The following is an 11,607-nucleotide window of genomic DNA, read 5'->3' on the forward strand; positions in this document are numbered from 1 at the left end:
TACTCGCGCCGTTTGGTCGCCAGGACGTGCCCCCTGTCGCGTCAGCTCTTGCCGGTCACCATCGCTGACCATAGCGCTGGGAACTCGGGCATGGTCTTCGAGGTGCACGCCACGTCGTCCACCTCGATGCCCGGTACGGCCAGCCCGGCCACCGCGGCGGCGTGCGCCATCCGATGGTCCGCGTACGTCCGGAAGGTGCCGCCGCGCAGCGGGCGGGGGCGGATCTCCAACCCGTCGTCCGACTCGGTGATGTCCGCACCCAGCGCGGTGAACTCCCGGGCCAGCGCGGCGATCCGGTCGGTCTCGTGCCCGCGGATGTGCCCGACGCCGGTCAGCCGGGACGGCGAGTCGGCGAGCATGGCCAGCGCGGTCAGCGCCGGGGTCAGCTCGCTGACGTCGGAGAGGTCGGCCTCCAGGCCGTGCACGGCGCCGGTGCCGCGGACGGTGAGCCCGCTGGTGGTCAGCGTCACCTCGCCGCCCATCCGGTGCAGCAGCGCGCGGAGCTGCTCGACCGGCTGCATGCTGCTGCGCGGCCAGCCCTGCAGGGTCACCTCACCGCCGGTGACCAGCGCGGCGGCGAAGAACGGCACCGCGCCGGAGAGGTCCGGCTCGATCTCCCAGCCGCGCCCGGCCAGCGGCCCCGGCTCGACCGTCCAGACGTCGGGGACGCTGTCGTCGACCGCCGCCCCGGCGGCTCGGAGCATCTGCACGGTCATCCGCAGGTGCGGCGCGGAGGGGACCGGTGGGCCCTCGTGCCGGACCACCACGCCCCGGTCGAAGCGCGGGCCGGCCAGCAGCAGCCCGGAGACGAGCTGGCTGGAGGCGGAGGCGTCGATGACCACCTCGCCGCCGGTGACCCGGCCGGCGCCGAGGACCGCCAGCGGCAGGCTGCCGGTGGCGGGCGTGTCGATGCGTACACCGAGGGAGCGCAACGCCCCGATCAGCGGGCCGAGCGGGCGGACCCGGGCCTGTGGGTCGCCGTCGAAGGTGACCCGCCCCTCGGCCAGGCCGGCCACCGGCGGCAGGAAGCGCATGACCGTGCCGGCCAGGCCGACGTCGACGTGGGCCGGGCCGACCAGCCGGTGCGGCCGGACCAGCCAGCGGTCGTCGTCGGAGATCGCCATGTGCGCGCCCAGGGCGCGCAGCCCGCCCGCCATCAGCTCGGTGTCCCGGGCCCGCAGCGGGCCGCCCAGCGTCGACGGGCCGCTGGCCAGCGCGCTGAGCACCAGGGCCCGCGCGGTCATCGACTTGGAACCGGGCAGGCGCAACGTCGTGGCGACCGGGTCGCTGGCGGTCGGTGCGGTCCACGGCTGCGGCGGCCGGGTCGCGGTCGGATTCCCCACGGCTACATTCTGCCAAGTCCCGCGGCCCGCGGAGCCGGCCGTCGGGCGGACTCCCGGTTGGCGGGACAGCCGGGAGGCCGTCGGCGGGTTAGCGTGGGCGCCATGTGCGGCAGGTACGCGACGACCCGGAGCGCGGGCGACCTGAGCGGGCTGTTCGAGTCGTACGACGAGACCGGCGGCGCGGTCGGCCCGGACTTCAACGTGGCCCCGACCGACCCGGTGCCGCTGGTCCGGCTGGCCCCGGAGGGGCACCGCGCGCTCTCCGTCGGCCGCTGGGGCCTGATCCCGCACTGGTCCCGCACCGCCACCGGCGCGGCCCGCATGATCAACGCCCGGGCCGAGACGATCGCCGCCAGCCGGGCGTACGCCCCGTCCTTCGCCCGCCGCCGCTGCCTGGTTCCCGCCGACGGCTGGTACGAGTGGGTCCGTGGGCCCGGCGGTCGCCGGCAGCCCTACTTCATGACGCCGACGGACGGCTCGGTGCTCGCCCTGGCCGGCATCTGGTCGGTCTGGGAGGCGGCGGAAAGCCCACTGTTGACCTTCAGCGTGCTCACCACGGCGGCGGTCGGCGAGCTGGCCGAGGTGCACGACCGGATGCCGCTCCTGCTGCCCCGGGATCGCTGGGCGACCTGGCTCACGCCGACCGACGAACCGGCCGCGCTGCTCGCCCCGCCGTCGGCGGCCTGGCTCGCCGGGCTGGAGATCCGCCCGGTCTCTTCGGCGGTGGGCGACGTCCGTAACGACGGTCCCGGCCTGACCGTCCGGGTCTCGCCGGGGCGCGAGGAGGCCGACCCGGAAATGACGCTGTTCTGATCACTGTCGGCACATTGTCGTGTGCGGATTTGCCGTGGTTCGCCTGAAACGTCGCCCGGCCCTTCAGTCATCTTTGCCGCAGAGTCTTGTCCCCGTGTCCGCAAGTGCGATAGAACACAGCGCCGGTGGTGGGCGTCGATTCGCACGGGGCGGATGACCTCCATCGATCTTTGTGATCTTGCCGGTCCCACGGGGGAGGTGGGTGGATTTGACACGGGCACGTATGCCCCGCCCGCACGAGGTGGCCGCCGCACGACGAGATCCGCGACTGCTGCGGGCGTTGCGCGAGCGGCGACACGACGATGCGTGGCGGACCAGAGGGACCTGCCAGAGGGTGGATCCGGAAACGTTCTTTCCGGCACCCAACGAACCGGCCGACGCGGCCGTGGCGCTCTGCCGCAGTTGTGATGTCCAGGGCTCCTGCCTGGCCTGGGCGCTGGAGGTGGGGGACTGCCACGGCGTCTGGGGCGGCACGACGCCCCGCGAGCGGCGGGCGATGCTCGTCGCGTGGCGCAGCGAGGTGCAGCCGGATCCGGACGCGGTCGACGAGGCCGGTCCGCCGGTCCGCGACCGCCTGCTGACCCTGGTGCCACTGAGCTGACCGGTCCGCGGTGACCGTCGCCGCCCGGGTCCCCGACGGGGAGACGGGCGGCGACGGCGTTTCCGGCATCCGCCACGCGGAGCTGGTGGCCGCTGTCCGGTCAGGCCCGGGACGCAGAATGGGTCGGTGGGGCGCAGCGACGAGATCGAGACACCGCGTGGACCGGCCCGGGTCGACACCGACCTGCCGACCGGACCGGCGTCGACCCTGCTCGTGCTGGGGCACGGCGCCGGCGGCGGGGTCGACGCGCCGGACCTGCTCGCGGTCCGGGACGCGGCGGTCGACGCCGGGCTGGCGGTGGCCCGGGTGACCCAGCCCTACCGCGTAGCCGGCCGTCGGGCGCCGGCCCCGGCCGGCCAGCTCGACGAGGCGTGGACGGCGGTGCTGACCGCGCTGCGGCAGCGCCACCCGGGGGTGTCCCGCTGGGTGGTCGGCGGGCGTTCCAGCGGGGCCCGGGTCGCCTGCCGGACGGCGGGGGCGGTCGGCGCCGCCGGCATCGTCGCGCGGGCGTTCCCGCTGCACCCGCCGGGCCGCCCGGAACGCTCCCGGGCCGCGGAACTGGCGACCGGGCTGCCGACCCTGGTGGTCAACGGCGACCGGGACCCCTTCGGGGCGCCCGACCCGGCGCCCGGGGTGGACGTGGTGCTGCGCCCCGGCGAGCGTCACGACCTGCGCCGCGACCCGGCCGGCGCGGCCGGCGAGGTGCTGCGTTGGCTGCGTACCCGGGGCTGGGTGGACTGACCGACCGGAAGATCGGGCGTACCGGGACGCCGTGGTCTCCGGGCGCGCGGCCGGGCATCGCCTCAGTGGTCGAGCGGGGGTCTTGCCCGCTTCGTCCCGGTCGGACCCGCCGCCCGGCGTGACCGGCAGCCCCCGCACGTCGTTGATCGGGTGGTGTCGGGCGTCCGGTTCGGGCGACCGGCGCCATCCTCCCAGGCCCTTCCTGGTCCCAGCGTCGGTCGCGGCCGGGGCCGGGACCAGGAATGGCGGGGGTGACGGAATGTGTCGACCCGTGGCGCGGTTACTACCCCTGGATGACATTTCCAGCCGAGGGGGGTGACCGGTGCCGACCGAGACACGGAGCCGGGAGCGGGACGAACGGGACGCGCAGCAGCTCAGGCGGCTGTTGGACGCGCCGGAGTGGCCCGCTGAAGCGTCGGCCGCGGTGAGCACCAGCACACCGGCCGGAAGTGAATCTGCGGGCAGGTCCGTACGCGTATCCTCGGCGAGGAAGCATCCGACGCGAGGGGATGTGCGGTTGACCACCGAGAAGACGGACGAGCGCAGGGCCCGCTTCGAGCGGGACGCGATGCCTTTCGTCAATCAGCTCTACGCTGCCGGGCTGCGGATGACGCGGAACCCGGCGGATGCCGAGGACCTGGTCCAGGAGACGTACCTGAAGGCGTACTCGGCCTTCCACCAGTTCGAGCAGGGCACGAACCTCAAGGCCTGGCTCTACCGGATCCTGACCAACACCTACATCAACTCCTACCGCAAGCGGCAGCGCCAGCCCGTGCAGGCGCCCACCGAGGAGATCACCGACTGGCAGCTGGCCGAGGCCGAGTCGCACACCTCCAGCGGGCTGCGCTCGGCGGAGACCGAGGCGCTGGACCGCCTGCCGGACAGCGACGTCAAGGAGGCCCTCCAGCAGCTGCCGGAGGAGTTCCGCATGGCGGTCTACCTCACCGATGTCGAGGGCTTCTCCTACAAGGAGGTCGCCGACATCATGAGCACGCCCATCGGCACGGTGATGTCCCGGCTGCACCGCGGTCGACGTAATCTGCGCAAGCTGCTCGAGCAGTACGCCGCGGAGCGGGGCTTCAGCGCCGCGCCGTCGTCGTCGAAGGGCTCGACCGCCGCCGCCGGCCGGGAGGTGTGACCGTGAGCTGTGGAGAGCCGCACGAGACGGACTGCCGCGAGGTGCTCGCGGAGGTCTACCTCTACCTGGATCTGGAGTGCGCGGACGAGCGCCGGATGCTGATCCGCCACCACCTCGACGAGTGCGGGCCCTGCCTGCGCGAGTACGGCATCGAGCAGGAGGTGAAGGCGCTGGTCGCGCGGTGCTGCGGCAACGAGACCGCGCCCGATCAGCTGCGCGAGCGGCTGCGGGTTCGCCTCACCGAGCTGGTGGTCTTCGAGGGCACCGAGTCCCGCGAGCTGGCGGACTGAGCACGCCGCACTGACCTGACAACACCGGTGGCCCGGGTCGATTCGACCCGGGCCACCGGTCTGTCCCGGCCCGGGGCCGGGGGAGCTGCTGATCCTCGAGGCGGGCGCGCCCGCCGACGATCAGGAGTTGGGGCGCTTGCCGTGGTTCGCGGCGTTCTTCTTCCGGGCCTTCTTCTTGCGGGACTTCTTCGCCATACTGTGCCTCCTTGTGCTGGTCACGGTCCGACCGCGGGCGAGCGCGGCGGAGGTCGCGTACCGGTCCTCCGGTCCTCCGGGCGTCCGGAGACCGACGGAGCTGATGCTAGTGCGGGTGGCGTCGCCCGTGGTTCGGCGGGGGCAAAAGCGGCGTGGTGGCCGCTCCGCGCCCGGCGGTGACCCGGGTCATGATTGGATACCGTTCGCAGGCACACCGGTGGAGAGGGAGGGCCGTCACATGGCCGAGGAGATCCGCGCCGAGATGGTGGCGAACGTCTGGAAGGTCGTCGCGTCGGCCGGGGACACCGTGTCCGAGGGGGACACGCTGGTGATCCTGGAGTCGATGAAGATGGAGATCCCGGTGATCGCCGAGTCGGACGGCGTCGTCACCCAGATGGCCGTCAACGAGGGCGACGTCGTGCAGGACGGTGACCTGATCGCGGTGATCGGTTGACCGGCCTCACCGTCCGTCGGGCCGACCCGGCCGACCACCCGGCGGTGGCCCGGCTGACGGTCGCCGCCTACGAGGCCGACGGGCAGCTCAAGGGCGAGAACGGGTACGCCGTGGTGCTCGCCGACGTGGCCACCCGGGCGGCGACCGGCGAGGTGCTGGTCGCCGTCGACGGGTCCACCGGCGAGGTGCTCGGCGCGGTGACGTTCGTGCTGGCCGGCACCCCGTACGCCGAGCTCTCCGGCCCGGGCGAGGCGGAGTTCCGGATGCTGGCCGTCGACCCGGCCGCGCAGGGCCGTGGCGCCGGGGCGGCGCTGGCCCGCGCCTGCGTGGCCCGGGCGACCGAGCTGGGCTGCTCGGCGGTGGTGATCTGCGTACGCAGCGGCATGGCCGTCCCGGCGCACCGGCTCTACGAGCGACTGGGCTTCGTCCGGGTGCCGGAGAAGGACTGGTCCCCGCTGCCCGGGGTCGAGCTGCTCGGCCTCCGGCTCGACCTGATCCGGAGCTGACCCGGCCTGACCGACGCTTCCCGGCCGGCGGGAGCCCGCGCAGGGCCGGTCACGCCGGCCCGGCCGGCCGCGTGGGCCGACCCCGGTGACCGGGCTCGGTCAACCGGCGCCCTCGGCGATCTTCGACAGCAGCTCGTCGGCGACCTCGAGAGCGATCTTCTTTCGCTCCTCGTCGGTGATGTGCCGGGCGCGTACCGCGAACCAGCTGCTGTGCACGGCGAACAGGGTGAGGGCGGCGCGGAGCTGCGCGGCGGGCGAGTCGTCGCCCCGGCAGAGCTGGTCGGCGAGGCCCAGCATCCGCTCCCGCATCTGCATCCCGGCGGCGAGGCTCTTCAGCACGGTCTGGTTCTGCTCGAAGAAGCGCATCACCGACGGCTGCTCGCTGTCGAACATGGCGTCGGCGTACCGGGTGATCAGCGCCCGGCGGGTGGCCATGGTGGCCGGTTGCGACCGGGCCCAGTCGATCAGCTCGTCCATCCGGCGCAGCCGGTCCTCGACGAAGCTGTTGACGATCTCGTCCTTGCTCTTGAAGTGGTAGTAGAGCGCGGCCTTGGTGACGTTCAGCCGTTCCGCGATCTCCCGCAGCGAGGTCTTCTCGTACCCCTGCTCGGTGAAGAGCTCCAGCGCGACGGCCTGGATGCGTTCCCGCGTGCCGCCTGTGCTCTCCCTCACCTGTACCACCCAACTCACTTGACGGTTCCTGCTGTCCAACTTACCGTGCGGCTAGTAAGGTGACTAGCCGGGCGGCAAGTAAGTGCGACAGATCTCCGGGGGAGCTTACCCATGACTCAGGAAACACAGGCGACGGCGAGACCCAACATCCGGGTCGTGCTCTTCGGCCTCATGATCGCGATGATGCTGGCGATGCTCGACAACATGATCGTCAGCACCGCGCTGCCGAGGATCGTCGGCGAGTTCGGCGGCGTCGACCACTTCACCTGGGTGGTCACCGCGTACGTGCTCGGCACCACGGTCTCCACCCCGATCTGGGGCAAGCTCGGCGACCTGTACGGACGCAAGGCCGTCTTCCTCACCTCCGTGGTGATCTTCCTGATCGGCTCGGCCCTCTGCGGCATGTCCGGCTCCGGCCTGCTCGGCGGCGTCGACAACGGCATGATCGAGCTGATCGCCTTCCGCGCCGTCCAGGGCCTCGGTGCGGGTGGCCTGATGGTCGGCGTGATGGCGATCATCGGTGACCTGGTGCCGCCCCGCGAGCGGGGCCGCTACCAGGGCATGATCGCCGGCATCATGGCCATCGCCATGGTGGCCGGCCCGCTGGTCGGCGGCTTCATCACCGACAACCTCTCCTGGCGCTGGGCGTTCTACGTGAACCTGCCGCTGGGCGGCATCGCGCTGCTGGTCCTCGCCACCACCATGCACCTGCCGAAGTACCGCACCGAGCACAAGATCGACTGGCTGGGCGCCGCGCTGCTCTCCGTCGGCATCACCTCGATCGTGCTGGTCACCACCTGGGGCGGCAACCAGTACGACTGGACCTCGCCGCAGATCCTCGGCCTCGCCGTTCTCGCCCTGGTCGCCCTGGTCGTCTTCGGCCTCGTCGAGCGCCGCGCCGCCGAGCCGATCCTGCCGCTGCGGCTCTTCGCCAACCGCAACTTCGCCGTCATCTCGGTGATCGGCTTCCTGCTCGGCTTCGCGATGTTCGGCGCGATGAACTTCCTGCCGCTCTACCAGCAGACCGTGCAGGGCGCCTCGGCCACCAACAGCGGCCTGCTGCTGCTCCCGCTGATGTTCGGCATGCTCGTCGTCTCGCTGGTCGTCGGCCGGGCGATCACCAAGACCGGCCGGTACCGGATCTTCCCGATCCTCGGCGGCGTGGTGATGACCGTCGGCCTGGCGCTGCTGACCCGGCTCGACGTGCACACCGGCAAGGCCGAGTCGTCGCTCTACATGATCGTCCTCGGCGTCGGCATGGGCTTCCTCATGCAGACCTCGATGCTGATCGCGCAGAACAGCGTCGAACAGAAGGACCTCGGCGCGGCGAGCGGCGCGGCCACCTTCTTCCGGTCGATCGGCGGTTCGTTCGGCATCTCGCTCTTCGGCGCGATCTTCGCCAACCGGCTCGCCGACTCCGCGGCCGGCGGCGCGTTCAGCGGTGGCGGCGAGGGCGGCCGGATGGACCTGGAGAAGCTCAAGGAGCTGCCGGCGCAGGTGCGCGAGCTGGTGCTCGGCGGCCTCTCTGACGCCATCTCGCACGTCTTCTTCTGGGCGGTCGTCTTCACGATTGCAGTGCCGGTGCTCGCCTGGTTCATCAAGGAGGTCCCGCTGCGCTCGTCCAACGACGCCCCGCCAGCGGACGCCACGCCGGACGAGCTGGCCGAGGTCGCCCTCGGCAAGGCCCCGGTCGCCTGACGCACGCTACGCGGCCACGCCGACCCACCTCGGGGTACGGCGTGGCCGCGCCGCATTTCCAGGGATCGTGGGTGGCGTGGAGGGTCAGGGGCGGCGGAAGAGGGCGGTGAGGCGACGCCAGAGGCGGCGCAGAGCCCCGGGGCGGCGTGTCTCGCCGGCCGGGTCGGAGATCAACTCGCGGGCCAGGGCGGTCGTCGCCTCGTCCAGAGCCGGGGCGGCCAGCGCCAGGTGAGCCACGGAGATGGCGATCGGCACCCGGCGTTCGCGGGACACGGCCGCGACGTCCTCGAGGCGTTCGGCCACCGCCCGGGCCACGTCGGGGCGTACCGCGGGGTCGACCCAGGCGGCGGTGACCAGGGCGAACAACGCCGCCTCGGTGATCCAGTCCTCAATACCCCAGACCAGCTCCAGCAGCACCCGCCGCCGGGTGGACTCCGCCCACGGTTCGTCGGTGCGGTGGTGCAGCAGGCCGAGGCAGGCCCAGACCTGGACGCAGCGGACCCAGAGCGAGGGGTCCTGCCCCGCGAGCACCCGGCCCAGCGCGGTCGGCGGCGCCTCGGGCGGATGCACGAGCAGGCCGAGCAGGTCGGTCAGCTCCAGGGTGGCCAGCCCGACCGCGGCGTCGTACGCGGCCGGCGGGTGCGGCCACGCCGGGTGGGCGAGCTGCCGGATCCGCGCCGCCGCCTCGGCCGACGGGACCGGCAGGGTGGGCGCGGCGGTGGTGCCGTCGTACCGCCAGAGCTGGCAGGTGGTGGCGCGGCGGGGCTCGCGCGGGTCCGGGTCGGCCACCTCGGCGACCTCGACGTCCAGTCCGGGCACGGCCGCCGCGACGGTACGCATCGCGCTCGGCGGCTCCAGCGCGTCCAGCCGTACGGCGACCCGGGCGGCGCCCTCGGGGGTGAGGGCCTGCCGCAGTGCGTCCAGCATCGGCCCGCCGGCCGGGGTGACCTGCCCCAGCCAGGGGCGACTGCGACAGCACTCGGCGAGGTCGCTGTGCTCGTGGGTGTCGTCGGGATGGTCCCGGACGAAGTCCGCGAGGGCCACCAGGTGCGCCACGTCCCCGTCGCGGTGGAAGCGCAGCCGGTGCGCTGTGTGCACGGCGCAGTCGAAGGTGGGGTCGCGCTCGAGGGCCCGGTCGATCCAGTCGAGGGCCTCGTCGAGCCGGCCGGTGTCGGCGAGCGTGCCGGCGATGTCGGCGTAGACCGCGAGGTCGTCGGGGTCGTGGTCGACGGCGCGGCCGAGCGCGGCGAGGGCGTCCCGGCTCCGGCCGGCGCTGCGGTACGCGTACCCGAGCCAGACCTCGCCGAGTTTGGTCGACTCCGCGCGTACCCCCCGGGAAGCCCAGGTGACGGCGAGAGCGACCTCGCCGATCCGCCGGGCCAGCGCGGACGCCGCGCCCAGTAGCAGCGCGTGCCCGGGGTGCACGGCGACCGCGTTGCGGGCCAGGGTGAGGTACGGCCGGAGGGGGTCGCGGAGGCGGCGGGGCACCGGGTCGGGCACCGCCGCGCAGATCTGCAGGAGGATCCGGGCGGCCCGCTCGGGGTCGAGCCGTTCGGGCAGCTCGGGGGCGGTCACCCAGGGCACGCCGGCCCAGTCGGCGCCGGGCGCGTAGTCGGTGGCCGCGGCCAGCAGGTCGAGTCCTTCGGCCGGTCGCCCGGCGGCGGCGAGCAGGTGCGCGCGGGCCACCACCGCGCCGACGAATGCGTGGGGCCCCAGCGGGAAGAGATCCAGGTCGCCGCCGCTGGCCGCGGCGACCCGGGCCAGGGTCTCGTGCACCTCGGGCAGGGTGGGGGCCCGGACGAGGGCGGCGGCGACGTGGTCGGCGGCGTGCTGGAGGTCCCCGTCGTCCAGCGCCAGCCGGGCGAGCGCGAGCTCCTCCTCCGCGGAGAGCGCGGAGTCGTCCGTTCCCTCGGGCACGTCGTCCTCTCGGTGAGTCGGTTCGCCAGTCGGGCAAGCCTAGGGGATGGTGCGTCGATTTGGTGATCCACTGCGCATTGCTGTTCGTTGCGTTGCCCGTATGGGCGCAAAGATGCAAGACTGAGCACCGATCGCGCGTCGATCGCGCAGAGGGGAGTTCTCCGTGACCCGTCCAGGCGCCGGCATGGCCGCCGACATCGATGAACAGCCGGCCGGCTACGACCGGTTGCTCTCCGCCGAGCACACCGGGGCGATCGCCCGGGTGGCGGCGGTGATCGCCGAGCGCAGGCCCCGGCACGTGGTCTTCACCGCCCGCGGCACCTCCGACCACGCCGCCCTCTACGCGGCCTACCTGACCGAGATCCGCCTCGGCGTCCCCGCCGGCCTCGCCTCCCCGAGCGCGATCACCGTCTACGGCGCCCGGCCCGACCTCTCCGACGCTCTGGTCATCGGGGTCAGCCAGAGCGGTGGCTCGCCCGACCTGGCCGAGGTGCTCCGGGTCGCCCGGGCCTCCGGCGCGCTCACCCTCGCCGTCACCAACGCGCCCGACTCCCCGCTGGTGGAGGCCGCCGAGCTCGCCGTCGACATCGCCGCCGGGCACGAGCGGGCCGTCGCCGCCACCAAGACGTACACCGCCGAACTGCTCGCGCTGCTGCTGCTCGTCGAGGGCGTACGCGCCGGCGACGGGGCGCTGCCGGCCGAGGAACGGGCCGCCCTCGCCGCCCTGCCCGAACTGGCCGAGCGCACCCTCGCCGACCCGACCCCCGCCCAGCTCGCCCCGCGCTACCGGTTCGCCGCCCAGCTCGTCACCACCGGCCGGGGATACGCGTACCCGACCGCGCGGGAGGCGGCGCTGAAACTCATGGAGACCTCGTACCTGCCGGCGCTCGCCTTCTCCGGAGCCGACCTGCTGCACGGCCCGCTCGCCATGACCGACCCGGACGTCCCGGTGCTCGCCGTGGTCGGCTCCGGCCCCGGCGGCCGGTCCATGGGAGAGGTGCTGCCCCGGCTCGGCGAGCGCCGCGCCGACGTGGTGGTGGTCGGCTCCGCCGACGTCGAGGGGGCCACCCGGATGGCCGTCCCCGAGGTCGACGAGCGGTACGCCCCGCTGCTGGACATCCTCCCGTTGCAGCGGCTCGCGCTGGCCCTGGCGCTGGCCCGGGGCGAGGACCCCGACGCCCCGCGCGGGCTGAAGAAGGTCACCGCGACGATGTGACCTCCGGCGTGGCACGCTGTGTC

Annotated in this window: 13 protein-coding genes; 9 read left to right on the plus strand and 4 right to left on the minus strand. The window is 73.5% G+C overall.

Going from position 1 to position 11,607, the window contains the following annotated elements:
- Positions 1–41: 41 nt before the first annotated feature.
- A complete protein-coding gene (gene aroA, locus SLP03_RS05915; RefSeq protein WP_319459492.1) occupies positions 42–1,343 on the minus strand; it encodes a 3-phosphoshikimate 1-carboxyvinyltransferase in 1,302 nt (433 codons plus the stop codon).
- A 102-nt stretch (positions 1,344–1,445) separates the two neighbouring features.
- On the opposite strand from aroA, the gene SLP03_RS05920 reads away from it, so the two are divergent.
- The 5 genes from SLP03_RS05920 to rsrA all read left to right on the plus strand — a co-directional run bounded on the left by SLP03_RS05920 (position 1,446) and on the right by rsrA (position 4,926).
- Positions 1,446–2,156 carry an SOS response-associated peptidase gene (locus SLP03_RS05920; protein WP_319459493.1) on the plus strand — a complete coding sequence of 237 codons (711 nt, stop codon included), beginning with the start codon at positions 1,446–1,448 and terminating at the stop codon, positions 2,154–2,156.
- Between the two features lie 208 nt (positions 2,157–2,364).
- Entirely contained in the window at positions 2,365–2,757 is a 393-nt protein-coding gene (locus tag SLP03_RS05925) for a WhiB family transcriptional regulator (protein ID WP_319459494.1), read from the plus strand.
- A 126-nt stretch (positions 2,758–2,883) separates the two neighbouring features.
- Complete coding sequence (locus SLP03_RS05930; protein WP_319459495.1) at positions 2,884–3,498, plus strand: alpha/beta family hydrolase; 615 nt, start codon at positions 2,884–2,886, stop codon at positions 3,496–3,498.
- Positions 3,499–3,820: 322 nt separating this feature from the next.
- The gene (locus tag SLP03_RS05935) at positions 3,821–4,636 is read left to right on the plus strand and encodes a sigma-70 family RNA polymerase sigma factor (RefSeq protein WP_319459496.1); all 816 of its coding nucleotides are present in this window, start codon (positions 3,821–3,823) and stop codon (positions 4,634–4,636) included.
- A gap of 2 nt (positions 4,637–4,638) precedes the next feature.
- Positions 4,639–4,926 (plus strand): mycothiol system anti-sigma-R factor, encoded by a 288-nt coding sequence (gene rsrA, locus SLP03_RS05940; RefSeq protein ID WP_319459497.1) that lies wholly within the window; start codon positions 4,639–4,641, stop codon positions 4,924–4,926.
- A 120-nt stretch (positions 4,927–5,046) separates the two neighbouring features.
- Here rsrA and SLP03_RS31525 read toward each other — a convergent pair whose 3' ends face one another.
- Positions 5,047–5,145 carry a 50S ribosomal protein bL37 gene (locus SLP03_RS31525; RefSeq protein WP_413644441.1) on the minus strand — a complete coding sequence of 33 codons (99 nt, stop codon included), beginning with the start codon at positions 5,143–5,145 and terminating at the stop codon, positions 5,047–5,049.
- A 214-nt stretch (positions 5,146–5,359) separates the two neighbouring features.
- Here SLP03_RS31525 and SLP03_RS05945 point away from each other — a divergent pair, with 214 nt between their 5' ends.
- Positions 5,360–5,575, plus strand: coding sequence for a biotin/lipoyl-binding carrier protein (locus tag SLP03_RS05945; protein WP_319459498.1), 216 nt, complete (start codon positions 5,360–5,362; stop codon positions 5,573–5,575).
- A complete protein-coding gene (locus SLP03_RS05950; protein ID WP_319459499.1) occupies positions 5,572–6,081 on the plus strand; it encodes a GNAT family N-acetyltransferase in 510 nt (169 codons plus the stop codon). The genes SLP03_RS05945 and SLP03_RS05950 overlap by 4 nt, the downstream gene beginning before the upstream one ends.
- Positions 6,082–6,180: 99 nt before the next feature.
- On the opposite strand, the gene SLP03_RS05955 is transcribed toward SLP03_RS05950, so the two are convergent.
- The gene (locus tag SLP03_RS05955) at positions 6,181–6,753 is read right to left on the minus strand and encodes a helix-turn-helix domain-containing protein (protein ID WP_319459500.1); all 573 of its coding nucleotides are present in this window, start codon (positions 6,751–6,753) and stop codon (positions 6,181–6,183) included.
- Positions 6,754–6,864: 111 nt separating this feature from the next.
- Between SLP03_RS05955 and SLP03_RS05960 the strand changes: the two genes are divergently transcribed.
- On the plus strand, positions 6,865–8,451 hold the full coding sequence (locus tag SLP03_RS05960) for an MDR family MFS transporter (RefSeq protein ID WP_319459501.1): 1,587 nt from the start codon (positions 6,865–6,867) through the stop codon (positions 8,449–8,451).
- Positions 8,452–8,535: 84 nt separating this feature from the next.
- On the opposite strand, the gene SLP03_RS05965 is transcribed toward SLP03_RS05960, so the two are convergent.
- Positions 8,536–10,368 (minus strand): tetratricopeptide repeat protein, encoded by a 1,833-nt coding sequence (locus tag SLP03_RS05965; RefSeq protein WP_319459502.1) that lies wholly within the window; start codon positions 10,366–10,368, stop codon positions 8,536–8,538.
- 184 nt (positions 10,369–10,552) lie between these two features.
- Between SLP03_RS05965 and SLP03_RS05970 the strand changes: the two genes are divergently transcribed.
- Entirely contained in the window at positions 10,553–11,584 is a 1,032-nt protein-coding gene (locus tag SLP03_RS05970) for an SIS domain-containing protein (RefSeq protein ID WP_319459540.1), read from the plus strand.
- Positions 11,585–11,607: the final 23 nt, after the last annotated feature.

The sequence above is a fragment of the Micromonospora sp. RTP1Z1 genome (genome assembly GCF_033804685.1).
Classification (GTDB): domain Bacteria; phylum Actinomycetota; class Actinomycetes; order Mycobacteriales; family Micromonosporaceae; genus Micromonospora.

Coding starts and splice junctions, on each gene's coding strand:
- SLP03_RS05920 (WP_319459493.1), top strand. CDS start 1,446: ATGTGCGGCAGGTACGCGACGACCCGGAGCGCGGGCGACCTGAGCGGG.
- SLP03_RS05970 (WP_319459540.1), top strand. CDS start 10,553: ATGGCCGCCGACATCGATGAACAGCCGGCCGGCTACGACCGGTTGCTC.
- SLP03_RS05945 (WP_319459498.1), top strand. CDS start 5,360: ATGGCCGAGGAGATCCGCGCCGAGATGGTGGCGAACGTCTGGAAGGTC.
- SLP03_RS05960 (WP_319459501.1), top strand. CDS start 6,865: ATGACTCAGGAAACACAGGCGACGGCGAGACCCAACATCCGGGTCGTG.